At 72.1% G+C, this 23,930-nt stretch carries 22 protein-coding genes; 12 read left to right on the forward strand and 10 right to left on the reverse strand.

Annotated elements, in window-relative coordinates; genetic code table 11:
- Positions 1-218: 218 nt before the first annotated feature.
- From LG395_RS39670 to LG395_RS39680, 3 genes are all read left to right on the forward strand, one after another.
- Entirely contained in the window at positions 219-557 is a 339-nt protein-coding gene (locus tag LG395_RS39670; RefSeq protein ID WP_103817826.1) for a YnfA family protein, read from the forward strand.
- A 64-nt stretch (positions 558-621) separates the two neighbouring features.
- Positions 622-1,398 (forward strand): SDR family NAD(P)-dependent oxidoreductase, encoded by a 777-nt coding sequence (locus LG395_RS39675; protein ID WP_225814290.1) that lies wholly within the window; start codon positions 622-624, stop codon positions 1,396-1,398.
- On the forward strand, positions 1,395-1,547 hold the full coding sequence (locus LG395_RS39680; protein WP_225814292.1) for a hypothetical protein: 153 nt from the start codon (positions 1,395-1,397) through the stop codon (positions 1,545-1,547). Before LG395_RS39675 ends, LG395_RS39680 begins: the two co-directional genes overlap by 4 nt.
- Before the next feature lie 33 nt (positions 1,548-1,580).
- Here LG395_RS39680 and LG395_RS39685 read toward each other — a convergent pair whose 3' ends face one another.
- Positions 1,581-2,426, reverse strand: a complete 846-nt coding sequence (locus LG395_RS39685; protein ID WP_225814294.1) for an SDR family oxidoreductase — start codon at positions 2,424-2,426, stop codon at positions 1,581-1,583.
- A gap of 90 nt (positions 2,427-2,516) precedes the next feature.
- Here LG395_RS39685 and LG395_RS39690 point away from each other — a divergent pair, with 90 nt between their 5' ends.
- On the forward strand, positions 2,517-3,101 hold the full coding sequence (locus tag LG395_RS39690; RefSeq protein ID WP_212768396.1) for a TetR/AcrR family transcriptional regulator: 585 nt from the start codon (positions 2,517-2,519) through the stop codon (positions 3,099-3,101).
- 151 nt (positions 3,102-3,252) lie between these two features.
- On the opposite strand, the gene LG395_RS39695 is transcribed toward LG395_RS39690, so the two are convergent.
- Entirely contained in the window at positions 3,253-4,446 is a 1,194-nt protein-coding gene (locus LG395_RS39695; RefSeq protein WP_225814296.1) for an RtcB family protein, read from the reverse strand.
- A 214-nt stretch (positions 4,447-4,660) separates the two neighbouring features.
- Between LG395_RS39695 and LG395_RS39700 the strand changes: the two genes are divergently transcribed.
- The 3 genes from LG395_RS39700 (at position 4,661) to LG395_RS39710 (ending at position 7,968) form a co-directional block, all read left to right on the forward strand.
- Positions 4,661-5,557 (forward strand): DUF3558 domain-containing protein, encoded by an 897-nt coding sequence (locus LG395_RS39700; protein WP_225814298.1) that lies wholly within the window; start codon positions 4,661-4,663, stop codon positions 5,555-5,557.
- Between the two features lie 126 nt (positions 5,558-5,683).
- A complete protein-coding gene (locus tag LG395_RS39705; protein WP_225814307.1) occupies positions 5,684-6,583 on the forward strand; it encodes a DUF3558 family protein in 900 nt (299 codons plus the stop codon).
- 140 nt (positions 6,584-6,723) lie between these two features.
- Positions 6,724-7,968, forward strand: coding sequence for a DUF2637 domain-containing protein (locus LG395_RS39710; RefSeq protein ID WP_171159821.1), 1,245 nt, complete (start codon positions 6,724-6,726; stop codon positions 7,966-7,968).
- Positions 7,969-8,024: 56 nt separating this feature from the next.
- Here LG395_RS39710 and lysS read toward each other — a convergent pair whose 3' ends face one another.
- Positions 8,025-9,767, reverse strand: a complete 1,743-nt coding sequence (gene lysS, locus LG395_RS39715) for a lysine--tRNA ligase (protein WP_225814309.1) — start codon at positions 9,765-9,767, stop codon at positions 8,025-8,027.
- A gap of 128 nt (positions 9,768-9,895) precedes the next feature.
- Between lysS and argS the strand changes: the two genes are divergently transcribed.
- Positions 9,896-11,659, forward strand: coding sequence for an arginine--tRNA ligase (gene argS / locus LG395_RS39720; RefSeq protein ID WP_225814311.1), 1,764 nt, complete (start codon positions 9,896-9,898; stop codon positions 11,657-11,659).
- A gap of 31 nt (positions 11,660-11,690) precedes the next feature.
- Here argS and LG395_RS39725 read toward each other — a convergent pair whose 3' ends face one another.
- A complete protein-coding gene (locus LG395_RS39725) occupies positions 11,691-12,659 on the reverse strand; it encodes a helix-turn-helix transcriptional regulator (protein ID WP_225814313.1) in 969 nt (322 codons plus the stop codon).
- 73 nt (positions 12,660-12,732) lie between these two features.
- On the opposite strand from LG395_RS39725, the gene LG395_RS39730 reads away from it, so the two are divergent.
- Both LG395_RS39730 and LG395_RS39735 read left to right on the forward strand, forming a co-directional pair.
- The gene (locus tag LG395_RS39730; protein WP_225814314.1) at positions 12,733-13,122 is read left to right on the forward strand and encodes a VOC family protein; all 390 of its coding nucleotides are present in this window, start codon (positions 12,733-12,735) and stop codon (positions 13,120-13,122) included.
- A gap of 80 nt (positions 13,123-13,202) precedes the next feature.
- Positions 13,203-14,027 (forward strand): DUF4253 domain-containing protein, encoded by an 825-nt coding sequence (locus LG395_RS39735; RefSeq protein WP_225814315.1) that lies wholly within the window; start codon positions 13,203-13,205, stop codon positions 14,025-14,027.
- Between the two features lie 10 nt (positions 14,028-14,037).
- Here LG395_RS39735 and LG395_RS39740 read toward each other — a convergent pair whose 3' ends face one another.
- Positions 14,038-15,465: a helix-turn-helix domain-containing protein gene (locus tag LG395_RS39740; RefSeq protein ID WP_225814316.1), complete on the reverse strand. Its 1,428-nt coding sequence runs from the start codon at positions 15,463-15,465 to the stop codon at positions 14,038-14,040.
- Between the two features lie 189 nt (positions 15,466-15,654).
- On the opposite strand from LG395_RS39740, the gene LG395_RS39745 reads away from it, so the two are divergent.
- Positions 15,655-16,410, forward strand: coding sequence for a DUF4232 domain-containing protein (locus tag LG395_RS39745; RefSeq protein ID WP_225814332.1), 756 nt, complete (start codon positions 15,655-15,657; stop codon positions 16,408-16,410).
- Here LG395_RS39745 and hemB read toward each other — a convergent pair.
- Positions 16,400-17,410, reverse strand: a complete 1,011-nt coding sequence (hemB, locus tag LG395_RS39750) for a porphobilinogen synthase (protein ID WP_171153939.1) — start codon at positions 17,408-17,410, stop codon at positions 16,400-16,402. The two genes, LG395_RS39745 and hemB, sit on opposite strands and share 11 nt — an antisense overlap.
- Before the next feature lie 265 nt (positions 17,411-17,675).
- Here hemB and LG395_RS39755 point away from each other — a divergent pair, with 265 nt between their 5' ends.
- Positions 17,676-18,527: a hypothetical protein gene (locus LG395_RS39755; protein ID WP_225814317.1), complete on the forward strand. Its 852-nt coding sequence runs from the start codon at positions 17,676-17,678 to the stop codon at positions 18,525-18,527.
- Between the two features lie 73 nt (positions 18,528-18,600).
- Here LG395_RS39755 and LG395_RS39760 read toward each other — a convergent pair whose 3' ends face one another.
- The 4 genes from LG395_RS39760 to LG395_RS39775 are packed head-to-tail and all read right to left on the reverse strand — an operon-like array spanning position 18,601 to position 23,730.
- Positions 18,601-20,310, reverse strand: coding sequence for a bifunctional uroporphyrinogen-III C-methyltransferase/uroporphyrinogen-III synthase (locus LG395_RS39760; RefSeq protein ID WP_171153940.1), 1,710 nt, complete (start codon positions 20,308-20,310; stop codon positions 18,601-18,603).
- On the reverse strand, positions 20,307-21,266 hold the full coding sequence (gene hemC / locus LG395_RS39765) for a hydroxymethylbilane synthase (RefSeq protein ID WP_171153942.1): 960 nt from the start codon (positions 21,264-21,266) through the stop codon (positions 20,307-20,309). Before hemC ends, LG395_RS39760 begins: the two co-directional genes overlap by 4 nt.
- Positions 21,263-22,957: a glutamyl-tRNA reductase gene (locus tag LG395_RS39770; RefSeq protein ID WP_225814318.1), complete on the reverse strand. Its 1,695-nt coding sequence runs from the start codon at positions 22,955-22,957 to the stop codon at positions 21,263-21,265. Before LG395_RS39770 ends, hemC begins: the two co-directional genes overlap by 4 nt.
- Entirely contained in the window at positions 22,954-23,730 is a 777-nt protein-coding gene (locus LG395_RS39775) for a redox-sensing transcriptional repressor Rex (RefSeq protein ID WP_225814319.1), read from the reverse strand. Before LG395_RS39775 ends, LG395_RS39770 begins: the two co-directional genes overlap by 4 nt.
- Positions 23,731-23,930: the final 200 nt, after the last annotated feature.

Raw genomic sequence — 23,930 nt, forward strand, 5'->3', positions numbered from 1 at the left:
CATGGTCGCTCACCCTCCAGGTTGTTGAGCGTTCAACTATACCCCTCCAACGGTCACCCCCTCCCGGGTATTCCAGCCCCCTCCACCACCCGCCCCCGGCGCCGGAGTGGCAGCACGGGGCGCTTACACACAGGAGCAGGCCGGGCCCCGCCCCGCGCTCACCGAGCACCACCGCACCCTCCCCGGGCGACGCGGGAGGTGCGTGCGAAGCTGCCCCCATGCCGATCCTCCGCTCCGCCGCCCTGTTCGTCGTCGCCGCGCTGTTCGAGATCGGCGGCGCCTGGCTGGTCTGGCAGGGCGTGCGGGAACACCGGGGCTGGCTGTGGATCACCGGAGGCGTCCTCGCCCTCGGCGCGTACGGCTTCGTCGCCACCTTCCAGCCGGACGCCCACTTCGGCCGCATCCTCGCCGCCTACGGCGGGATCTTCGTGGCCGGCTCGATCCTGTGGGGCGTCGTCGCCGACGGCTACCGCCCCGACCGCTGGGACATCACCGGCGCGCTGATCTGCCTCGCCGGGATGGCCGTCATCATGTGGGCACCGCGAAACGGCGGCTGAGGCTCTCACTTACGCTGGACGAAACCGCCCGACCGACCGCCCAGCCGCAGCCCCAGGAGCAGCCATGGCCACCGCCGCACCGCCCGCCGCCTCCCGCATCGCCGTCGTCACCGGCGCGAGCAGCGGCATCGGCGCCGCCACGGCCCGGCAGCTCGCCGCCGCCGGCTACCGCGTCGTCCTCACCGCCCGCCGCAAGGACCGCATCGAGGCCCTGGCCGAGGAGCTGACCGAGGCCGGCCACTCCGCCGTCGCGTACCAGCTGGACGTCACCGACCGCGCCGCCGTGGACGAGTTCACCTCCGCCTTCCAGACGATCGGCGTCCTCGTCAACAACGCCGGCGGCGCCCTCGGCGCCGACCCGGTGGCCACCGGCGACCCGGCGGACTGGCGCACGATGTACGAGACGAACGTCATCGGCACCCTGAACCTCACCCAGGCACTGCTGCCGAAGCTCGTCGCGAGCGGCGACGGCGTCGTCGTGGTCGTCTCCTCCACCGCCGGCCACGGCACCTACGAGGGCGGCGCCGGCTACGTGGCCGCCAAGCACGGCGCCCACGTCCTCGCCGAGACCCTCCGCCTGGAGATCGTCGGCCAGCCGGTCCGGGTCGTCGAGATCGCCCCCGGCATGGTCAAGACCGACGAGTTCGCGCTGACCCGCTTCGGCGGGGACAAGGAGAGGGCCGAGAAGGTGTACGAGGGCGTCGCCGAGCCCCTCACCGCGGACGACGTGGCCGAGACCATCACCTGGGCCGTGACCCGCCCCAGCCACGTCAACGTCGACCTCCTCGTCCTGCGCCCGCGCGCCCAGGCGTCCAACACCAAGGTGCACCGGGAGCAGTGACGGACGACGAGCAGGACGCCTTCGAGCAGCGGCGCCTGGCCCAGGAGACGAAGAACGAACGCCAGGTCTGGTACTTCCTGGCCTACTTCCTCTTCGGCATCCACTTCATCGCGTTCATCATGATCTACGCCGTACGGCACGCGAAGTGACCAGCGCCTGGGGGTGCTGTCCGGACGGCACACCTAGGCGAACGCCGGCAGGTTCCGGGCGACCCACGCGGCGAAGGGAGCGGCCGGGCGGCCCAGGACCGCCTCCACGTCTCCGCTCACCCTGCGCTCGGCCGGCAGCGGTGCGCCCAGGACGTCCAGGGTGCCGGCGACGACCTGCTCCGGCATGAACCGCGCCATCCCGGCGTGCGCCGCCGCACGGGACAGCTCGACGAAGGCCACCTCCTCGCCGAGCGCCTCGCCGATCACCCCGGCCTGCTCGCGCGGACTGACGGGCGCGGGCCCGGTCAGCTCGTACACCCGGCCCGCGTGCCCGTCCTCGCGCAGCGCGGCGGCGGCCACGGCGGCGATGTCCCCCGGGTCGACCACGGGCAGCGCGACATCGCCGAAGGGGGCGTGGACGGTGCGCTCGGCGCGGACCGAACCGGCCCAGGCGAGGGCGTTGGAGGCGAATCCGCCGGGGCGCAGGACGGTGAACTCCCGCCCGGACGCGCGTACCGCGGCCTCGAACGTCCGCAGCCGGGCGTGCGAGGGCGCGTCGGGCCGGGTGGCGCTCACCTGCGAGGACACCAGCACGATCCGTTCGACCCCGGCGTCCGCGACCGTGTCGAGCAGAGCATCGGGGCTCTCCCCCCGGAAGTTCAGCTCGCCCCCGAGGACGAGGAACAGGGCACGGGCGCCGTCGAGGGCGGGCCGCATGCCCGCCGCGTCCCCGGCCCCGCCCCGGACCCACCGCACCCCGGCCGCGGCCGGCGCGGCCTCCGGCCGCCGCGACACGGCCACGACCTCCTCACCGGCCTCCGCCAGCAGCTCCACCAGCACACGCCCGACGTTCCCGGTGGCACCGGTCACAACGATCATCACAGCCCCCTACTGAGTCAGCCAGCTAACTAACTGAAACCCTAGAACCCGCCGCCCCCGCTGTCTATAGTCAGTCAGGTGACAAACTCAGTGGACCGGCGGACACAGGCGTCACAGAAACGCCGACGACTCACGGCGGCGGCGGCCCGGGTCCTGCACGAGCAGGGCGTCGAGCGCACCACCCTCGCCGACATCGCCCGCGAGGCCGACGTCCCGGTAGGGAACGTCTACTACTACTTCAAGACCAAGGACGAACTGGTCCAGGCCGCACTCGCGGAACACCGCGCCCACCTCGACGAACTCACCGCCGGACTGGACCGGTTGCCGGCCCCGCGCGACCGCCTCAAGGCCCTGGTCGAGGCCTGGACCGCCCAGCGCGAGACCGCCGCCCGCCACGGCTGCCCCACCGGCACGCTCGCCGTCGAACTCGACAAACGCGCGGACGGCACGCTGGACGCGGAGGCCGGCGCGGTGATCCGCCGCCTCCTGGACTGGACCGCCGCCCAGTTCCGCACCTGGGGCGTCCCCGACCCCGACGACCACGCCCTCACCCTGATCGCGGCCTACCAGGGCATGTCCCTCCTGACCAACGCCCTGCGCGACCCCGACATCATGACCAGGGAGGGAAACCGCCTGCTGCGCTGGCTGGACGCGCTGGAACCGGGGCGCGGGTAACCCCGTACGGGCGAGCCCCATCGATCACCCGATCAGCGCACGAACATCCGCCCCAGGCTCACGCCACACGATCTCCTGTGCGACTACCAAGTGCCGGTGCCCAAGGATCAGTGACGAGATGAAGGGGCCCCCAGCCCGGGGGCCCCTTCCGTCAACCCTTCACGCAGATGAACTGCTTCAGCTTCGCCACGACCTCGACGAGGTCGCGCTGCTGCTCCATCACCTGGTCGATGTTCTTGTAAGCACCCGGAATCTCGTCCAGCACCCCCGAGTCCTTGCGGCACTCCACGCCCCGGGTCTGCTCTTCCAGGTCCTTCGTCGAGAAGCGCCGCTTGGCCGCGTTGCGGCTCATCCGCCGGCCCGCGCCGTGCGACGCCGAGTTGAACGCCTTCTCGTTCCCGAGCCCCTTCACGATGTACGAGCTCGTACCCATCGAGCCGGGAATGATCCCGAACTCACCGGATCCGGCGCGGATCGCTCCCTTACGGGTCACGAGCAGGTCCATGCCGTCGTACCGCTCTTCCGCCACGTAGTTGTGGTGGCAGGAGATCTCCGGCTCGAACGTCGGCTTCGCCTTCTTGAACTCCTTGCGGATCACGTCCTTCAGGAGCGCCATCATGAGCATGCGGTTGTACTTGGCGTACTCCTGCGCCCAGAACAGGTCGTGGCGGTAGGCGGCCATCTGCGGGGTGTCCGACACGAAGACGGCGAGGTCGCGGTCGACCAGGTCCTGGTTGTGCGGAAGCTTCTGGGCCACGCCGATGTGGTGCTCGGCGAGTTCCTTGCCGATGTTGCGGGACCCTGAGTGCAGCGTCAGCCAGACCGAATCTGACTGGTCAAGACAAACTTCGAGGTAATGGTTCCCGGAACCGAGCGTTCCCATCTGCTTTTCTGCTCGATCGTGACGGAATTTGACCGCTTCCGCCACTCCGTCGAACCGCCCCCAGAAGTCGTCCCACCCGGCGGTGGCCACCCCGTGGAACCGCCCGGGATCCACGGGACTGTCATGCATCCCCCGCCCCACCGGAATCACCTGCTCGATCCGCGACCGCAGCCGCGACAGGTCGCCGGGGAGGTCGTTCGCCGTCAGGGACGTCCTCACCGCCGACATCCCGCAGCCGATGTCCACGCCGACCGCCGCCGGGCACACCGCGCCCCGCATCGCGATGACCGAGCCGACCGTCGCGCCCTTGCCGTAGTGCACGTCCGGCATGACGGCCAGGCCCTCGATCCACGGCAGGGTGGCCACGTTCTGGAGCTGGCGCAGGGCCACGTCCTCGACCGTCGCCGGGTCCGTCCACATCCGGATCGGGACCTTGGCGCCCGGCATCTCCACGTACGACATGTGTTCTTCATTCCCCCGGAAGAGATGACAAAAGACTTGAGAGCGACAAAACGCAAAAGCGGCGCCAAGGTCGATGAAAAGGGACAAGGGACCGGCGTCCACGGCAGTGCGTGCGATACACATTGTCTCCAGGGAGCGCCCCGCTGCGGCAAGCGAATAACCAGCGGGGACACTGGAGCACCAGCGATCGCACACCGTCGAGAGGAGCCCGACCGTGCAGCGGAAGGCGTACGTAACCGGCACCGCCGCCCTCCTCGCGGCGCTGCTGGCCGGCTGTACGAGCGGCTCCGGGGACAAGGACCCGGCGGACAACGCGAACCCGGGCGACGCCGGCTCGGCCGCGGCCGCCGCCCAGCCCGGCAGGTACCGCACCCTCCCCGAGCCCTGCGGCGCGATCGGTCACGACACCCTGGACGCGCTGCTGCCCGGCATCCAGCAGATCGCCGACCCGGCGCAGCGGGACAAGGCCTACCAGGGCGATGCCGCGCTCACCTACGACACCGACCGCAAGGTGGGCTGCCGCTGGAAGGTCGAGTCGGCCGCCGCCACGGACCGCCTGTCCGTCGACTTCGAGCGCGTGGTGTCGTACGACAACACGGTCAGCGACGACGACCAGGCGCGGAAGCTGTTCCTGGACAAGGAGACGGCCGCCGACCTCCCGGCGCCGGCGGCTTCCTCGGCGCCGCCCGCCTCGTCCCCGACGCCCACCGCGTCGTCGTCCGCGTCCGCGTCGTCGTCGGGAAAGGGTTCGGCGGGCGGTGCGGCCTCGCCGGGCGCGACGACGCCTTCTTCCCCCAACTCCCCTGCCTCGTCGGGGTCCTCGGAGTCTTCCGAGTCCTCCGACGCTTCCTCCGGTGCCACGCCGGCCGATCTCCAGCCGCGCGCGCTGACCGACCTCGGTGACGAGGGGTATCTGGACGACCGGCTCAGCACGTCCGGTTCGACGGCCGAACAGCGGACGGTGACTGTGGTGTTCCGCACGTCCAACGTCATCGTCACCATCCAGTACGAGGAGCAGCCGATGGCCATGGGGGAGGTCCCGGACAGCAAGGAAATGCAGGACAGGGCCCGTAATCTGGCCTCTCGGCTGGATGACGCGCTGGGGGGCTGACGGCCTTGCCGGTCCTGTCGGACCGCGTCCGCGAAGGGCGCGAAGGGAAACCGCACAGGTCCTTCACCGCGTACCGTGGCCCCGCAGGAACCCGCACGAACACCGAGCGTCATGAGTGAAGGAACCATGCAGCGAGCAGCCCAGCGAGACGACCGTGCCCAGCGACACCAGCGAGCCAAGCGCCTCCGCCGCGTTCTTGTCTGCGCGGCAGCCGTTCCCGCGGTTCTGATCACCGCGGCGTGCTCGTCGGATTCCGGTGACTCCAAGGCCGAGCCCGGTGGGAGCAGCACGCAGTCGGCGGGCAGCGGCAGTTCGCAGCCCTCGGCGAGCGCGTCGCCGACCGTGCGGGCGGCGGCGTACGGGAAGCTTCCGGACGCGTGCGCGGTGCTGTCGAAGAAGACGCTGACCGATCTGGTCCCGAAGAGCGGGAAGTCCGGCAAGAAGGGCAGCTCGGACGAGCCGTCGTCGCGTGCCTCGTGTTCGTGGAACAGCCTGGACAACAACGGCGTCAAGGGCTCGCAGTTCCGCTGGCTGAACGTGTCGCTGCTCCGCTTCGACTCGGACGTCACGCGGGGCTCCGGTGACGACCAGGCGCACACGTACTACGCGCGTCAGGTGAAGGACGCGCAGGCGGTGGACGGCGCGAAGAGCACCAAGGCGATACCGCTGTCCGGGACGGGCGCGGAGGCGACGGCGGTGCGGTACGACCTGAAGAAGAAGGAAGGCCTCTTCAAGCAGCAGACGGTCGTCGCCCGGGTGGAGAACGTCGTGGTGACGGTCGACTACAACGGTGCCGGTCTCGCGGGTGAGAAGACGCCGGACGCCGATGACCTGACGAAGGCCGCGGAGAAGGCGCTGAAGGAGGTCGTGGCGTCGGTGTCGTCGGCCAACGGCGCGGGTGGTACGGCGAGTTCGCCGGCGTCCCCGTCGAAGTCGGCGTCGCCTTCGGGGGCTCCTTCGAAGTCCCCCTCCAAGTCGGCCTCATCGAGCGCGTCTCCGTCCGAGTCGGCCGCGAAGGACAGCTGACCGGGGGGCCGTGGCGGTTGACGGAGGGCCGTGGCGGCTGACCGGCACCACGTTCGCCGTACACGTGTGCCACTCTGTTGCGCGCAAGGACACGCAATGGGAGGGGAGTGCGAGTGGCCGCGCCACTGCAGCTGACTCGGATGCACCGCGTGCTCATCGGCGTGGTCGTGACCGGCGCGCTGATCATCGCCGGCATCGGCTTCGCCGGTTCGTACGCGGCCGTCCGTGAGCTGGCCATCAAGAAGGGCTTCGGGAACTTCTCGTATGTGTTCCCGGTGGGCATCGACGCGGGCATCTGTGTCCTGCTGGCCCTGGACCTGCTGCTGACCTGGATCCGCATCCCCTTCCCGCTGCTGCGCCAGACGGCGTGGCTGCTGACGGCGGCGACGATCGCGTTCAACGGCGCCGCCGCCTGGCCGGATCCGCTGGGTGTCGGGATGCACGCGGTGATCCCGGTGCTGTTCGTCGTGGCGGTCGAGGCGGCGCGGCACGCGATCGGCCGGATCGCGGACATCACGGCCGACAAGCACATGGAGGGGGTCCGCCTCACCCGCTGGCTGCTGTCGCCGGTGCCGACGTTCCTGCTGTGGCGGCGGATGAAGCTGTGGGAGCTGCGCTCCTACGACCAGGTCATCAAGCTGGAGCAGGAACGTCTCGTGTACCAGGCCCGGCTGCGGTCCCGCTTCGGCCGTGCCTGGCGCCGCAAGGCCCCGGTGGAGTCCTTGATGCCGCTGCGGCTGGCGCGGTACGGCGTTCCGCTGGCGGAGACGGCTCCGGCGGGTCTGGCGGCGGCGGGCATCGAGCCGGTCCTGGTGCCTGCGGCTCCTCAGCCGGAGTTGGAGGCGGCGGCACACGGCGTGGTGGCGGGTGGACGTGCCGCGGGGGCGGCGGCTGTGCCGCGGCAGGTCGGGCCCGCGGATGAGCGGCGTCCTCAGGAGCCGCCGGTGGACGAGCAGAGTCCGTGGTTCCAGACGCCGCGGGAGGTCGAGTACCACGGCGGTTACGACCCCACGTACGACCCGATGCTCCAGGAGCCCCAGTACGCCCCGGAGGAGCAGTACGAGGACTGGTACGAGGACCAGCCGCCGGAGCAGTTCCAGCAGCCGTCCCCGGAGGAGACCGGCAGCTTCCCGATCCCGGTGGGTCCGAACCGTACCCGTGAGCTGGGCGAGGGTGGTGGCACCGCGCAGCCGGACCCGACGGAGGAGGACTACTACCAGGTCTTCCGCAAGTCGATCGACGGCAGCCTGCCCACTCCGCACCAGTTCGCCGAGGCGGTGGAGGCGACGTTCCGTATCGCGTTGCCGGCGCGGGAGGCCGACCGTATGGTCAACCGCTTCACCAACCGCTTCAACGCGGAGCTGGAAGAGGACCACATCGCTTGATGGCACGCAGAAGGGGCCCTCCGTGGCGGAGGGCCCCTTCTGCGTGTCGTTCTCGTTTACTCGCCGAGCAGGTGCCGCACCCGGTCCTGGCCCACGGCCAGGAGCAGGGTGGGCAGCCGGGGCCCGGTGTCGCGGCCGACGAGCAGGTGGTACAGGAGGGCGAAGAACGTCCGCTGTGCGGTCTTGATCTCGGCGGGCAGTTCCTTGGGCGTGGCGTCGGCGGGGAACCCGGCCTGGACCTTGGGCACGCCGTACACGAGGTGGGTCAGCCCGTCGAGCGACCAGTGGTCGGCGAGTCCGTCGAGCAGGAGGCGTACGGACTGCTGGGAGGCCTCGTCGAGGGACTTCAGCAGTTCGGCGTCGGGCTCGTCGCGGACGATGGTCCGCTGGTCGGCGGGGACGTGGGTGTTGATCCAGGCCTCGGCCCTGTCGTACCGGGGGCGGGCCTCGTCGAGGCCGGCCAGCGGTTGTTCCGGGTCGAGCTCGGAGAGGATGCGCAGGGCCTGGTCCTCGTGTCCGGCGGTGATGTCGGCGACGGACGCGAGCGTGCGGTAGGGCAGCGGTCGCGGTGTCTTCGGCAGTTCACCGGCGGCGGTGCCGACGGCGCGGGTGTACGCGGCGACGTCGCCGGGGAGGGCGGCGCCCTCGGTGACCTTGGCGGCGAGCTTGTCCCACTCGTCGTAGAGCCGCTGGATCTCCTGGTCGAAGGCGATCTTGAAGGACTGGTTGGGGCGGCGGCGGGCGTACAGCCAGCGCAGCAGCTGCGGCTCCATGATCTTCAGCGCGTCGGCCGGGGTCGGGACCCCGCCCCGCGAGGAGGACATCTTCGCCATGCCGGAGATGCCGACGAAGGCGTACATGGGGCCGATGGGCTGCTTGCCGCCGAAGATGCCGACGATCTGGCCGCCGACCTGGAAGCTGGAGCCCGGAGAGGAGTGGTCGACGCCGCTGGGTTCGAAGACGACGCCCTCGTAGGCCCAGCGCATCGGCCAGTCGACCTTCCAGACCAGCTTGCCGCGGTTGAACTCGCTGAGCCGGACGGTCTCGGTGAAGCCGCAGGCGGTGCAGGTGTACGACAGCTCGGTGGTGTCGTCGTCGTAGGAGGTGACCGTGGTGAGGTCCTTGCCGCAGTCGCCGCAGTACGGCTTGTACGGGAAGTACCCGGCGGAGCCGGAGCTGCCGTCGTCCTCGGACGCGGCGCCGGAGCCCTCCTCGGCCTCCAGTTCGGCCTCGTCCTGGGGCTTCTGCTGCTGCTTCTTCGCGGTCTTCTTGGTGCGGTACTGGTCGAGGATCGCGTCGATCTCGTTGCGGTGCCGCATGGCGTGCAGGATCTGCTCGCGGTAGGCGCCGGAGGTGTACTGCTCGGTCTGGCTGATGCCGTCGAACTCGACGCCGAGCTCGGCGAGCGACTCGATCATCGCGGCCTTGAAGTGCTCGGCCCAGTTCGGGTGCGGCGAGCCTTCGGGCGCCGGGACGGAGGTCAGCGGCTTGCCGATGTGCTCGGCCCAGGTCTCCTCGTCGACCCCGGCGATGCCCTTGGGCACCTTGCGGTAGCGGTCGTAGTCGTCCCAGGAGATCAGGTGCCGGACCTGGTGGCCGCGGCGGCGGATCTCGTCGGCGACGAGGTGCGGGGTCATGACCTCGCGGAGGTTGCCGAGGTGGATGGGACCGGAGGGGGAGAGTCCGGACGCGACGACGACCGGTTTGCCCGGGGCCCGGCGCTCCGACTCCTCGATGACCTCATCCGCGAAACGGGAGACCCAGTCGGTGGTCTCGGTGCTCTGAGCCACGATCGGCACGTCCTTCTTTCTGAACGGGGTGACACCCCATTCTCACAGACCGGATCGCGCCCGGGAAAACGGCTTTACCCCCCGTGGGATACTGGCTGGGTCTATCCATCCCCACGAGGAGAACGGCACCCACTCCTATGGCCTCGGTCACGTCCCTCAGCGACAACGTCCAGCAGCACCTCGCGTCCGCGCTCACGGCCACCCTGCCGGAGGCCGCCGGCGCGGACCCGCTGCTGCGACGAAGCGACCGGGCCGACTTCCAGGCCAACGGCATCCTGGCCCTGGCCAAGAAGGCGAAGGCGAACCCCCGGGAGCTGGCGGCCCAGGTCGTCTCCCGGGTGGTGACCGGTGACGTGATCCAGGACGTCGAGGTCTCCGGGCCCGGCTTCCTGAACATCACGATCGCGGACAAGGCGATCACGGAGAACCTGGCCGCGCGGTACGCGGACGAGACGGGCCGCCTCGGTGTGCCGTTCGCCGAGCAGCCCGGCACCACGGTGATCGACTACGCGCAGCCGAACGTGGCGAAGGAGATGCACGTCGGTCATCTGCGCAGTGCGGTGATCGGTGACTCGGTGGTGCAGCTGCTGGAGTTCACCGGCGAGAACGTGGTCCGCCGGCACCACATCGGCGACTGGGGCACCCAGTTCGGCATGCTCATCCAGTACCTGGACGAGCACCCGCACGAGCTGGACCACAAGGACGCCCGGGTGACGGGTGAGGAGGCGATGTCGAACCTCGACCGCCTCTACAAGGCCGCGCGGAAGAAGTTCGACTCCGACGAGGAGTTCAAGACGCGGGCCCGGCGCCGGGTGGTCGACCTCCAGGCCGGGGACGAGCACACGCTCGCCATGTGGCAGAAGTTCGTGGACGAGTCGAAGATCTACTTCTTCTCCGTCTTCGAGAAGCTGGACATGGAGATCCGGGACGCGGACATCGTCGGCGAGTCCGGGTACAACGACATGCTGGCCGAGACCTGCCGGCTGCTGGAGGAGTCGGGTGTCGCGGTCCGCTCCGAGGGTGCGCTGTGCGTGTTCTTCGACGACATCAAGGGCCCGGACGGCAACCCGGTCCCGCTGATCGTGCAGAAGTCCGACGGCGGCTACGGCTACGCGGCCACCGACCTCTCCGCGATCCGCGACCGCGTCTTCAACCTCAAGGCGAACACCCTGCTGTACGTGGTGGACGCCCGGCAGGCCCTGCACTTCCGGATGGTCTTCGAGACCGCCCGCCGGGCCGGCTGGCTGAACGACGACGTGACGGCGGTGCAGCTGGCCTTCGGCACGGTCCTCGGCAAGGACGGCAAGCCGTTCAAGACCCGTGAGGGCGAGACGGTCCGCCTGGTCGACCTGCTGGACGAGGCGATCGACCGCGCCTCGGCCGTGGTCCGGGAGAAGGCGCAGGACCTGTCCGAGGAGGAGATCGCCGAGCGGGGTGCCCAGGTGGGCGTCGGCGCGGTGAAGTACGCGGACCTGTCGACGTCGGCGAACCGGGACTACAAGTTTGACCTGGACCAGATGGTCTCGCTGAACGGCGACACGTCCGTCTACCTCCAGTACGCGTACGCGCGTATCCAGTCGATCCTGCGCAAGGCAGGCGAGGTCTCCCCGGCGGCCCACCCGGAGCTGGCCCTGCACGAGGCGGAGCGCGCGCTGGGCCTGCACCTGGACTCCTTCGCGGAGACGGTCCGGGAGGCGGCCGCGGAGTACGCCCCGCACAAGCTGGCGGCGTACCTGTATCAGGTGGCTTCCCTCTACACGTCGTTCTACGACAAGTGCCCGGTGCTGCGCGCCGAGACCCCGGCGCAGATGGAGAACCGCCTCTTCCTGTGCGACGTCACGGCCCGCACCCTGCACCGGGGCATGGCCCTGCTGGGCATCCGCACGCCCGAGAAGCTCTGACCGGTCTCGGTTCGACGCCGGCGGCCCGCCCTCACTCCGGGGGCGGGCCGTCGGCCGTCTGCGCGTCCAGCAGCTCCCGGGCACGGCGTACGAAGGCCTCCCGTACGGCGTCCGGGGTGAGGACGCGCAGGGGGGTGGCGAGGCCCAGCAGGTAGCGGGCGAGGCCGTCCGGGTCCGGGCCGCCTATGTCGACGAGGGTGGCGTCCGGGCCGTCGGCGCGGTGGGTGCCGACGGTGGCCGGTACGACTCGCAGCGCGTCCGCCAGGGGCAGCGGCAGCCGGATGGTGGCCGAGAGCGGGTAGGGGCCGTTGGCGGTGTTGCGGGAGACGAGCTGGGCCGCGTCCGGCGGGTCGGTGATCTCCACGGGGCGGCCGGTGGGCCGGAGCCGTTCGACCCGGTCGGCCCGGAAGGTGCGCCAGCCGCGGGTGACGTCCCGGGCGACGAAGTACCAGCGCCGGCCCGTGTGCACGAGCCGGTAGGGGTCGACGTCCCGGACGGTGTGCCGGTCCTGCCCGTCGCGGTAGGACAGCCGGGTCCGCTCACCGCGCCGGCAGGCGGCGGCCAGCTCCAGCAGCATGCCGGGCCGGATGCGTGGCTCCTCGGGCCAGGGAAGCCTTACGAGGGCGTCGTCCCACTCGGCCAGCCGCTCGGCGATCCGGGGCGGCAGCACCTGCCGCAGCTTCAGCAGTGCGGACAGGGCCGCCTGGTCGCCGCCCAGGGCGCCGCCGAGCGCCGTCTCCCGCAGTCCCACCGCCACGGCCAGCGCCTCCTCGTCGTCCAGGATCAGCGGCGGCACGCGCGAGCCCGCCCGGAGGCGGTAACCGCCCCAGGGGCCGGCGTCGGAGTCGACGGTGTAGCCGAGTTCGCGGAGCCTCGCGATGTCGCGCCGGACCGTGCGGTCGGTGACGGCCATGCGCCCGGCCAGCTCGGCGCAGGTCCAGGAGGGCCGGGCGGCGAGCAGCGCGAGCAGGCGGAGCAGTCGGGCGGAGGCGCTGAGCACGGGCGGAAGTCTTCCACACCGGTCCGCACGACCAGGACCGGAACTGTCCGGGTCGTGTCCTACGGTCGTCCCCATGAGCACAGACACCGCTTCCGCACCCGTCTTCCGCTACGCCGCCGTCACCTTCGACTGCGCCGACCCGGTCGAACTGTCCCGGTTCTACGGCGAGATGTTCGGCCTCCCCGTCGCCTACGCCTCCGACGACTTCGTCTTCCTGGGCGGCAAGGACGGCGCGCCGGGCCTGGGCTTCAACCGCCTGGCCGACTACCGCCGCCCCACCTGGCCGGACCCGGCCCAGGAGAAGCAGGCTCACATCGAGGTGGGCGTGGACGACCTGGACAGGGCCGAGCGGCGGTTGCTGGAGATGGGTGCGACCAAGCCGGAGGCCCAGCCGCAGCCGGACCGCTGGCGGGTCCTGCTGGACCCGGCGGGGCACCCGTTCTGCATCACGACGCTGGTCTGACACCGGGCCGGACGACGGGCCCGCGAGGGTGGCCGCGCTGCTCAACGGCGTTGTCAGTGACGGGCTTTACAGTCTCCGGCATGGCGACTCTTCCCAACCCGCTGCCCAAGCTGGCCACCGACCCCAGTGGGCGTTCCCTCGGCCTGCGGCTGCCGCCCGGAAGACTGGTGGACGAGACGGACGACGGCCCCTGGCACGAGCCCCTGCTGTGGCATGCGGAGAAGCCCTCCGCGCCCGGCACCTTCAAGGCGCTGGGCGCGCCGGCGTCCCGTGCCGGACTGCTGCCGGTGCTGGTGGACATGGCCGGTTGCCGGACCGGTCTGGAGGACTGGGTGCTGTTGCCGGGCGAGGCGTCGTACCCGGGGGACCACGAGGCCGCGGAGGTGCTGTCGGAGTACTGGACGCGGGAGACCGAGGGGCAGGCCGGCGAGGAGACCGAGCCGTTCGACGTCCCGTGGCCGGGGCTCGCCTCCGCCGGGCTCCTGGCCGCCGATCCGGGCAGCCGGGCCGCACAAGTCGCCGACGCGCTGCACCAGGACCCGGACATGTGGGCCGAGTGGGTGGAGGAGCCGCACCTGGCCCTCGTGCCGGCCCGCCGGTCCGCGGACATACCGGCGGCGATCGGCTGGACCGGCACCCTGGACCACGACGGCGACGTGGCCCGGATCTGCGCGGTGCTGCGGTCGTGGGAGGACCGGTTCGGGGCCCGGGTGGTGGCGCTCGGACCGGACGTGCTGGTGGTGTCCGTCGCGGCGCCGCCCACCGGCCTGGACGACGCCGAGGTGCTGGCCGCCGAGCACTACGCCCTGTGTCCGAACGCCGTGGCGCAGAGCGGTCCGGGGACCGTGGGGGCATACGCGAAGGAGCTGGTCGGCGCCACGAACTGGGCCTTCTGGTGGGAGTGAGCGGCAGGCGTCAGTCCGCCTCCGACGCCGGTCGCCACTTCTCGCCGCCGAGAGGGAAGGCGTAGGCGGGCCGGCCGTTCTCGCCGCTGGTGCGGAACGGCCGGCCGGCGTCGTCGACCACCAGCGTGCCGTGCCGGTCCCCGCTGGACCAGGACAGCTCCAGGTACCAGCTGACGTCGTAGGCGGACGCGTCCGCGGTGACGTGGAAGACCTCGGGGTCCGTCCGGCTCACCTTGAACGGGAAGTCCCGGCTCCCGGCCTCCGGTACGGGCGCGGGGCGCATCGCGTCCAGGGCGACGGTGAAGGAGCGGGTCGGCACGCCGCCGCCGCAGCCGACGCCGGGATAGCCCATGGCGTAGGCGTTCCAGGCGAGCGGGGAGCGCTTGCCCGCCATGCGCACGGACAGCTTCTCCAGGACGACGGTGTCGTCGCCGGTGCCCTGCACGGTGAAGGTGACGAACTGCTCCCCCGCCGAGACCGCCTGGTGCACGTCCACCCAGGCGGGCGCGTCCTGTTCCAGCGGCGGCGGTGCGACGGCGGTGGGCGGCCGGTCGATCAGGTAGTGCTGGGAGCAGGGGCTCTGCCAGCTGTAGGCGTGGGTGGTGACCGTGAGGGGCGGGGCGGCCGTCGTCCGGCCGGTCGTGGCGGCGGCCGGTCCGCCCGTCGGGGTGCCGCCGCGGGTGGCGGGGGCCTTGGGCGAGGGGGACGGCGATCGGGTGGCGGACCGGTGCGGCTCGGGGCTCGCGGCCGTCGGCGCCGGCGGTGCGCTGTCCCGGGCGGCGGCCTCCCAGGTCGCCGTGGTGCCCTTGCCGTCCCGGACCTCCCGGCCGGCCCGCGCTCCGTCACCGGAGTGCCCGGAGGGCAGGTTCAGTGCGACCGCCACGGTGCCGAGCAGCGCGGTGACGGTCAGGGCGGCGAGGAGAGCGACGGGGCGGCGGCTCCGGCGCCGGGGGGCGGCGGGCTCGGGGTCCGACGCCGGCCGGGGTGCGGCCCCGGCCGGCGGGACCGGCCCGGGGCCGGGTGCGGCTCCGGCCACCGCTGCCGGGCCGGGTTCTGCCACCGGCTCCGTGACCGCCACCGGCTCCACCGCCGGTTCCGTGACCGCGGCCGGCTCCACCGCCGGTTCCGTGACCGCGGCCGGCTCCGCCACCGGCTCCGTGACCGCGGCCGGCGACGGCTCCTTCCGTCCCCGCCACGCGTCCGCCAGCACCCACCGCCGGTGCAGCTCCACGAGCTCCCCGGGTGTGGCCCCGCACAGCCGGGCGAGCCGCTCGACGGGCGCGTAGTCCGCCGGTACGGCGTCCCCGTTGCAGTACCGGTGGAGCGTCGACGTACTCATGTGCAGCCGTTTGGCGAGCGTGCCGTAGCTGTGCCCGGAGCGGTTCTTCAACTCCCGCAGCAGCTCCGCGAATCCGCTTTCCGACGTGCCTTCCGACACCGTTTCTCCGTCCCCCTCGTCCCACCCAGGCGTTCCAGGGCGGGACTGTTCCCGCAGGTCATAGCCGGTGTGGGCGTTCCAGCGTCCCGGATGTCCGGCCGCTGCTGGCCACCGGGACGGACCGGCCCACAGGCTGTGGTCATCCAAGCACGTCAACCGGCCCAGCCCGAAAGAGGACTTGCCATGCGAATGCGCCATATCCGTCTGCTCGCCGCCACCGGCACCGCCGTCGCCGCCCTCGCGCTCACCGCGTGCGGCAACGGGACGGGCACCGAGGACGAGGGCGCCGCCGGGCCGACGACCCCGGTGGCGTCGGCGGGGAAGGCCGCGTCTGGGGAGGCCGCGGCGCAGACGCACCGGGCCGCCGCCGGCGGCCGCACGGCGAACGGCACCCCCGTGGCCCGTACCCACGCACCCGGCGCGCGGCCGAGCGCCTCCCCCGCCGCGCGCGGCGGCCAGGGCGGCACCCGCACCGGCACCTCCGGCGGTACCGGCACCTCCGGCGGTACCGGCACGTCCGTGGTGCTGTGCAACGGCGCGAACACGACCGTCACCGCGCAGCCGGTCACCCGGCCCCTCAACCACATGCTGATCACCGTGAAGAACACCGGCGGCAGGACCTGCGAGCTGCCGTACTACCCGGTGCTCCGCTTCGACCAGATGCAGTGGGTGCCGCAGGCGGACAGGGACACCCAGCCGCAGGCCGTGGTGTCCCTGGCGCCCGGCGAGTCCGGGTACGCGGGTGTGCTGTTGTCGGCCGCCGACGGCAGCGGCACGGGCGGGACGACGGCCCGCGGGCTGACGGTGGGCTTCCAGGGCCTCACCCCGAACAGCAGCGGCGGCCCGTCCGCGACGCCGTCCCTGCCCGCCAAGGGCGTCTACTACGACAGCTCGCTGAAGGTGACGTACTGGCAGCAGGAGATGGACGACGCCCTCAACTGGTGAACGGGGACCGGCGCAGCTTCTGGGCCACCTCGGTGGCCCAGTAGGTGAGGATGGTGCGCGCCCCGGCCCGCTTGATGCCGGTCAGCGTCTCGAAGATCGCCCGGTCGCGGTCGATCCAGCCCTTCTCGGCGGCGGCCTCGATCATCGAGTACTCGCCGGAGATCTGGTAGGCGGCGACGGGCACGTCCACCGCGTCCGCGACCCGGGCGAGGATGTCGAGGTAGGGCCCGGCCGGCTTGACCATCACCATGTCCGCGCCCTCGGCGAGGTCCAGCTCCAGTTCCCGCAGGGACTCGCGCCAGTTGGCCGGGTCCTGCTGGTAGGTCTTGCGGTCGCCCTGGAGGGAGGAGGCGACGGCCTCGCGGAAGGGGCCGTAGAAGGCCGAGGAGTACTTGGCGGTGTAGGCGAGGATCGCGACGTCCTCGCGGCCGATCTGGTCCAGCGCGTCCCGGATGACGCCGATCTGGCCGTCCATCATCCCGCTGGGCCCGACGACGTGGGCGCCGGCGTCGGCCTGCACCTGGGCCATCTCGGCGTACCGCTCCAGGGTGGCGTCGTTGTCGACACGGCCCTCGGCGTCCAGGACCCCGCAGTGGCCGTGGTCGGTGAACTCGTCCAGGCACAGGTCGGACATGACGAGCAGGTCGTCGCCGACCTCGGCCCGGACGTCGCGGAGGGCGACCTGGAGGATTCCGTCCGGGTCGGTGCCGGCGGTGCCCTGGGCGTCCTTCTTGGCCTCCTCCGGCACGCCGAACAGCATGATCCCGGAGATCCCGGCCTCCACGGCCTCCAGCGCGGCCTTCTTCAGGCTGTCCCGGGTGTGCTGCACGACACCGGGCATCGCCGCGACCGGCACCGGCTCGCCGGCGCCCTCCCGGATGAACGCGGGGAGGATGAGGTCGGCGGGGTGCAGCCGGGTCTCGGCGACCATGCGGCGCATGACGGGGGTGGTGCGCAACCGTCGGGGACGCGTACCGGGGAAGGATCCGTACTTCGTCATGCCCTCTACGCTACGCCCGCCGGGCCTGCGCCTTTGCCGACGCGGTGTCGGGCCGGGAGGGGCGGTCCAGGCGCCTCCCGCGCAGCCTCCGCTCGCCTGGCCGACGCCTCGCGCACACCGGAACCGCACCGGGCAGCGGCCACGGATGACACACGGTCACAGCGCTGTGACACGGACCCGACGGTTCCGGAACGCGTGATCTCTAGGGTTGTTCCCGCTGGTCAGAGCAGCCAGCCGTCAGAAGCCGAATCCGCCAGGAGCAGCCATGCGTACCGCACTCCGTACCGCCCTCGCCGCCGTCACCCTCGTCGGTGCCACCACTGCTTCCATGGTCTCGGCCACTGCCGCCACCTCGCCCGCTCCGGCCGGCAGCAGCGCCTGCGTCACCGCCACCACCACCCCCTCCGTCTACGGCGGCGGCATGAAGGTCCGGCTCGTCGGCAGCGCCGACAGCGGCGCGTCCGCCACGCTGCTGGACGCCAAGGGCCACGCCGTCGCGACGGTGGACCAGAGCAGGCCCACCGACCTGGCCGACGGACTGAAGATCACCGGAGTGCTCTCCGCCAAGCCCGTCTTCGGCCAGCGCAGCCAGGGCGGCCCCACCCCCTGGCAGTCCACGCCCTTCCCGGCCCTGTCCGCCGACTGCACCCTGCGCGGCACGCTCTCCCGCACCCTGCGCCTCGACGCACGGGCGACCGTCCAGATCTTCAAGGTCTCCGCCGACCACCGCCAGGCCCGCGTCTTCCGGAACGGCAGGCTGGTGCGCTTCCTGGACGCGCACTCCCGCCAAGGCGCCGCTCTGTTCGGCGACCGCACGCTGGTGCTCGACCCGCTCGGCGCGACCGTCACCTGGACCGGTGCAGAGACCGCCGTCAGCCCCCGGCTGGGCCGCTACAAGCTGGCCAACGGCGCGATCGTCAAGCTCGTCAAGCGCAACGGTGTCTACGGCGCGCAGCTGACCACCAGCCACGGCACGTTCTCCACCGAGTACGCCAAGGGCCGCCCGGTCGTCCTCCAGGACAACGTCACCCTCGTCGTCCTGGGCGCCGACGGCACCCTCAGCAACCACATCTACGGCAGGTCCACCCAGAAGGCACCGGTCTACCTGGGCGCCTGAGCCCTGACCGAAGACGCCCGTAGGGGTGCTCCGAGAACCGGAACACCCCTACGGGCGGTGTCTGACCCGCCGATCAGGTCGTAGACCTCCGCCTGCGCGCCCCCGGCCGCCGCTCGCTGGGCCGGGTCACCGGGTCGCCCGCCTCCAGCGCGGCGGCGCGCCGCTTCATGCCGAAGTCCGCCAGCGCCTCCGCCAGCTTGTGCACGGACGGCTCCGGGGCCATCACGTCGACCCGCAGCCCGTGTTCCTCGGCGGTCTTGGCCGTCGCCGGGCCGATGCACGCGATCACCGTGACGTTGTGCGGCTTGCCCGCGATGCCGACCAGGTTGCGGACCGTGGAGGACGACGTGAACAGGACCGCGTCGAAGCCGCCGCCCTTGATCGCCTCCCGGGTCTCCGCCGGCGGCGGCGACGCGCGCACGGTCCGGTAGGCCGTGACGTCGTCCACCTCCCAGCCCAGCTCGATCAGACCGGCGACGAGGGTCTCGGTCGCGATGTCGGCCCGGGGCAGGAAGACGCGGTCGATCGGGTCGAAGACCGGGTCGTAGGGGGGCCAGTCCTCCAGGAGGCCGGCCGCCGACTGCTCGCCGCTCGGCACCAGGTCCGGCTTCACGCCGAAGGCGACCAGCGCCTTGGCGGTCTGCTCGCCCACCGCGGCCACCTTGATGCCCGCGAAGGCGCGCGCGTCGAGTCCGTACTCCTCGAACTTCTCCCGGACCGCCTTCACCGCGTTGACGGAGGTGAACGCGATCCACTCGTAACGGCCCGTCACCAGGCCCTTGACCGCCCGCTCCATCTGCTGCGGGGTGCGCGGGGGCTCCACCGCGATCGTCGGGACCTCGTGCGGCACCGCGCCGTAGGACCGCAGCTGGTCGGAGAGCGACGCCGCCTGCTCCTTCGTGCGCGGCACGAGCACCTTCCAGCCGAACAGCGGCTTGGACTCGAACCACGACAGCTGGTCGCGCCGGGCGGCGGCGGAACGCTCGCCGACCACGGCTATCACCGGCCGGCCGCCGTCCGGGGACGGCAGCACCTTCGCCTGCTTCAGCGTCTGCGCGATCGTGCCGAGCGTCGCCGTCCACGTCCGCTGCCGGGTCGTCGTACCGGCGACCGTCACCGTCAGCGGGGTGTCCGGCTTGCGGCCCGCCGAGACGAGCTCGCCCGCCGCGGCGGCGACGGAGTCCAGGGTCGTCGAGACGACCACCGTGCCGTCCGACGCGCCCACCTCCGTCCAGCACCGTTCGGAGGCGGTCCGGGCGTCCACGAAGCGGACGTCCGCGCCCTGCGCGTCCCGCAGCGGCACACCGGCGTACGCGGGCACGCCGACCGCTGTCGCGACACCGGGGACGACCTCGAAGGGCACCCCGGCGGCGGCACAGGCGAGCATCTCCTCCGCCGCGTACGTATCGAGTCCGGGGTCCCCGGACACCGCACGGACGACCCGCCTGCCGCCCCGCGCGGCCTCCATGACAAGATGAGCGGCATCCCGGGCGGGGGGCGGGACGGCGACGGGCGCTGACGTGCCGTCAACGACCGTCAGCTGCGGCGTGCCCGTGCCCGGCGGGGACATCGCGGCGCAGTCCGCGTCCGTCTGCACCACGGAGACGCCGTGCCGCGCGTGCGTCCGGATGACGTCGAGCACCTCGTGCTCGGCGACCAGGACGTCCGCGTTCGACAGCGCCTCCACGGCGCGCAGAGTCAGCAGTCCCGGATCCCCGGGTCCGGCACCGAGGAAGGTGACGTGCCCGTGTTCCGGACCGGCGGGAAGGGTGGTGGGGCTCAATGTGCTCGCTCCCCCATCAGACCGGCCGCGCCCTGGGCGAGCATCTCGGTGGCGAGTTCGCGACCGAGTGCCGTAGCCCGGTCGTGCGTATGGGGCACGGGACCGGTGGTGGACAGCTGCACCGTGCGGGTGCCGTCGGTCGTGCCGACGACGCCGCGCAGGCGCATTTCCTTGACAGTCTGCCCGTCGGCCAGAAGGTCGGCCAGCGCGCCCACAGGTGCGCTGCAACCGGCCTCCAGGGCGGCGAGCAGTGACCGCTCGGCGGTGACGGCGGCCCGTGTGAACGGGTCGTCGAGCTCACCGAGCGCGGCGACGAGGTCCGCGTTGCCCGCGGCACACTCGATCGCCAGGGCCCCCTGGCCGGGGGCGGGCAAAACCGTGTCGACCGACAGGAAGTCGGTCACTTCGTCGATCCGGCCTATCCGGTTCAGTCCGGCGGCGGCCAGGACGACCGCGTCCAGTTCGCCGTCGCGGACGTATCCGATCCGCGTGTCGACGTTGCCGCGGATCGGGACCGTCTCGATGTCCAGGCCGTGGGTACGGGCGTACGCGTTCAGCTGCGCCATGCGGCGCGGCGAACCGGTGCCGATGCGCGCGCCCCGCGGCAGGTCCGTGAACTTCAGCGCGTCCCGGGCGACGATCACGTCCCGCGGGTCCTCGCGCACCGGTACGGCGGCCAGGACGAGCTCCTCGGGCTGCGTGGTCGGCAGGTCCTTGAGCGAATGAACCGCGAAGTCGACCTCGCCCCGCAGCAGCGCGTCGCGCAGCGCCGTGACGAACACGCCGGTGCCGCCTATCTGCGCGAGCGCCTCGCGGGAGACATCGCCGTAGGTGGTGATCTCGACCAGCTCGACGGGCCGCCCGGTCACCTGGCGGACGGCCTGCGCCACCAGCCCGGACTGGGCCATGGCGAGCTTGCTCCGCCTGGTCCCCAGCCGCAACGCCTTCTCAGTCATGCCGGTCGGTCCTTCGTGTCTGTGCTGTCCCCGGCCCGGGAGACGGCGGCCACCGTCTCGGGGTCGAGGTCGAACAGGGTGCGCAGCGCGTCGGCGTACCCGGCGCCGCCGGGCTCGGCCGCGAGCTGCTTGACCCGTACGGTCGGCGCGTGCAGCAGCTTGTCGACGACGCGGTGCACGGCCTGGCGGATCTCGCCGCGCTGGCGTTCGTCCAGGCCGGGCAGACGGCCGTCGAGGCGGGCGATCTCACTGGCGACGACGTCGGCGGCCATGGTGCGCAGTGCGACGACGGTGGGCGTGATGCGCTCAGCCCGCTGTGCCGCCCCGAAGGCCGCGACCTCGTCGGAGACGATACGCCTGACCTGGTCCACGTCGGCCGCCATCGGTGCGTCGGCGGAGGCTTCCGCCAGCGACTCGATGTCGACCAGGCGGACCCCGGCCAGCCGGTGCACGGCCGCGTCGATGTCGCGGGGCATGGCCAGGTCGAGCAGGAAGAAGAAGGGCGCGGGCCGCTCGGCGACCGGCTCGGGCCTGCGCCGCTCGGGGATCCGGCCGACGGTGGCCGCGGTCGCGGCGAGCGCCGTGATCAGTTCGGCGTCCGCTTCCGGGCTCCGGCGGTCGCGGCGGTCGACAGTGCCTCCCGCGACCCACGCCGCGTGCTGCTCCAGGGTGGCCGCGTCCATGCCGGCCACGGCGGCCTCGCCCATGACGGAGAAGCCGGGCTGTGCGGCGGCCAGGTCCAGCGGGCAGTTCTCGTCGGCGCCCATGCCGGTGGGCCGTGCGGGGGCCTCGGGCTGCGCGGCCCGCGGCCGCGCCGCCGTGGCACCGGCGTCGGCGACGGGGGCGCCGGTGCGGCCCTCGACCGCGTGCGCGACCGCCTCCGCCGTGAGCACCAGGCCCGTCGCCCCGGTACAGGAGACGACGACGTCGGCACGTGTCAGCTCGTCGGCGACCGCGTCCATGCGCACGGCGCGGGCGGTCACCTCGTTGTCGTCGGACTCGGTGAGGATGCCGGCGAGCCGCTCGGCGCGCTCGAAGGTGCGGTTGGCGACGACGACCTCGGCGACCCCGGCGCGCGCGAGCGTCGCCGCGGCCAGGGACGACATCGACCCGGCACCGATGACCAGCGCCTTCTTGCCCGCGGCCCACTCGGGGACGGGCGTGCCGACGGCGAGCTGTTCCAGGCCGAAGGTGACCAGGGACTGGCCGGCGCGGTCGATGCCGGTCTCGGAGTGGGCGCGCTTGCCGACCCGCAGGGCCTGCTGGAACAGGTCGTTCAGCAGCTTGCCGGCGGTGTGCAGTTCCTGGGCGCGGGCCAGGGAGTCCTTGATCTGGCCGAGGATCTGCCCCTCGCCGACGACCATCGAGTCGAGCCCGCAGGCCACCGAGAACAGGTGGTGGACGGCCCGGTCCTCGTAGTGCACGTAGAGGTACGGGGTGAGTTCCTCCAGGCCGACCCCGCTGTGCTGGGCGAGCAGCGTGGACAGCTCGGCGACGCCGGCGTGGAACTTGTCCACGTCGGCGTACAGCTCGATGCGGTTGCAGGTCGCGAGCACCGCGGCCTCGCCGGCGGGCTCGGCGGCGACGGTGTCCTGGACCAGCTTGGCCTGGGCGTCCGTGCTCAGCGCGGCCCGCTCCAGCACGCTGACCGGGGCACTGCGGTGGCTCAGTCCGACGACGAGGAGACTCATGCCGGCATCACGGCGGGGACGTCCCCGTCGGGCCCCTGGTCGGCGGAGTCGTCGGCGGCCGTGCCACGGGGAGCGGCGGCGGGCAGCGCGCCGTCGCCCGCGGCGGTCTCCTCGCCGGCCTTGCGCTGCTCGTGGAAGGCGAGGATCTGGAGTTCGATCGAGAGGTCGACCTTGCGCACGTCGACGCCGTCCGGGACGGACAGCACGGTCGGCGCGAAGTTCAGGATGGAGGTCACGCCGGCGGCCACGAGGCGGTCGCAGACCTGCTGGGCGGCGCCGGCCGGGGTGGCGATCACGCCGATGGACACGCCGTTGTCCTCGATGATCTTCTCGAGGTCGTCGGTGTGCTGCACGGGGATGCCCGCGACGGGCTTGCCGGCCATCGCCGGGTCCGCGTCGATCAGGGCGGCCACCCGGAAGCCACGGGAGGCGAAACCGCCGTAGTTGGCGAGGGCGGCGCCGAGGTTGCCGATACCGACGATCACTACCGGCCAGTCCTGGGTGAGGCCGAGTTCGCGGGAGATCTGGTAGACGAGATACTCCACGTCGTAGCCGACACCGCGCGTTCCGTAGGAGCCCAGGTACGAGAAGTCCTTGCGCAGCTTGGCGGAGTTGACCCCCGCCGCCGCGGCCAGCTCCTCGGAGGAGACCGTGGGGACCGAGCGCTCCGACAGTGCGGTCAGGGCTCGGAGGTACAGCGGAAGCCGGGCGACGGTGGCCTCGGGAATCCCTCGGCTACGGGTCGCCGGTCGGTGTGTTCGGCCAGTTGCCACGGTGCTCCTGCGGGTAGAGCGGGGCTGTAGGCGGTCATACGTCCCCGGACCGCCCCGTCGACAGCAGGCTATGTCTTTGTGAACGCGTGCACAAAGATGGTGTCCGATTTGCCCGGCAGAAGTGACCGGGGTCACGCCACTTTTGCGCCCCCGCCGGGAACCGGCGCACACGCAGCGGCGCTCCTTCGTTACTGGGGGCA

This window comes from Streptomyces spinosus (assembly GCF_020400655.1).
GTDB lineage: Bacteria > Actinomycetota > Actinomycetes > Streptomycetales > Streptomycetaceae > Streptomyces > Streptomyces argyrophylli.

Coding starts and splice junctions, on each gene's coding strand:
- LG395_RS39670 (WP_103817826.1), top strand. CDS start 219: ATGCCGATCCTCCGCTCCGCCGCCCTGTTCGTCGTCGCCGCGCTGTTC.
- LG395_RS39770 (WP_225814318.1), bottom strand. CDS start 22,957: ATGAGTCTCCTCGTCGTCGGACTGAGCCACCGCAGTGCCCCGGTCAGC.
- LG395_RS39710 (WP_171159821.1), top strand. CDS start 6,724: ATGCACCGCGTGCTCATCGGCGTGGTCGTGACCGGCGCGCTGATCATC.
- LG395_RS39730 (WP_225814314.1), top strand. CDS start 12,733: ATGAGCACAGACACCGCTTCCGCACCCGTCTTCCGCTACGCCGCCGTC.
- LG395_RS39705 (WP_225814307.1), top strand. CDS start 5,684: ATGCAGCGAGCAGCCCAGCGAGACGACCGTGCCCAGCGACACCAGCGA.
- LG395_RS39685 (WP_225814294.1), bottom strand. CDS start 2,426: ATGATCGTTGTGACCGGTGCCACCGGGAACGTCGGGCGTGTGCTGGTG.
- LG395_RS39675 (WP_225814290.1), top strand. CDS start 622: ATGGCCACCGCCGCACCGCCCGCCGCCTCCCGCATCGCCGTCGTCACC.
- LG395_RS39755 (WP_225814317.1), top strand. CDS start 17,676: ATGCGTACCGCACTCCGTACCGCCCTCGCCGCCGTCACCCTCGTCGGT.
- LG395_RS39695 (WP_225814296.1), bottom strand. CDS start 4,446: ATGTCGTACGTGGAGATGCCGGGCGCCAAGGTCCCGATCCGGATGTGG.
- LG395_RS39735 (WP_225814315.1), top strand. CDS start 13,203: ATGGCGACTCTTCCCAACCCGCTGCCCAAGCTGGCCACCGACCCCAGT.
- hemC (WP_171153942.1), bottom strand. CDS start 21,266: ATGACTGAGAAGGCGTTGCGGCTGGGGACCAGGCGGAGCAAGCTCGCC.
- LG395_RS39745 (WP_225814332.1), top strand. CDS start 15,655: ATGCGCCATATCCGTCTGCTCGCCGCCACCGGCACCGCCGTCGCCGCC.
- hemB (WP_171153939.1), bottom strand. CDS start 17,410: ATGACGAAGTACGGATCCTTCCCCGGTACGCGTCCCCGACGGTTGCGC.
- argS (WP_225814311.1), top strand. CDS start 9,896: ATGGCCTCGGTCACGTCCCTCAGCGACAACGTCCAGCAGCACCTCGCG.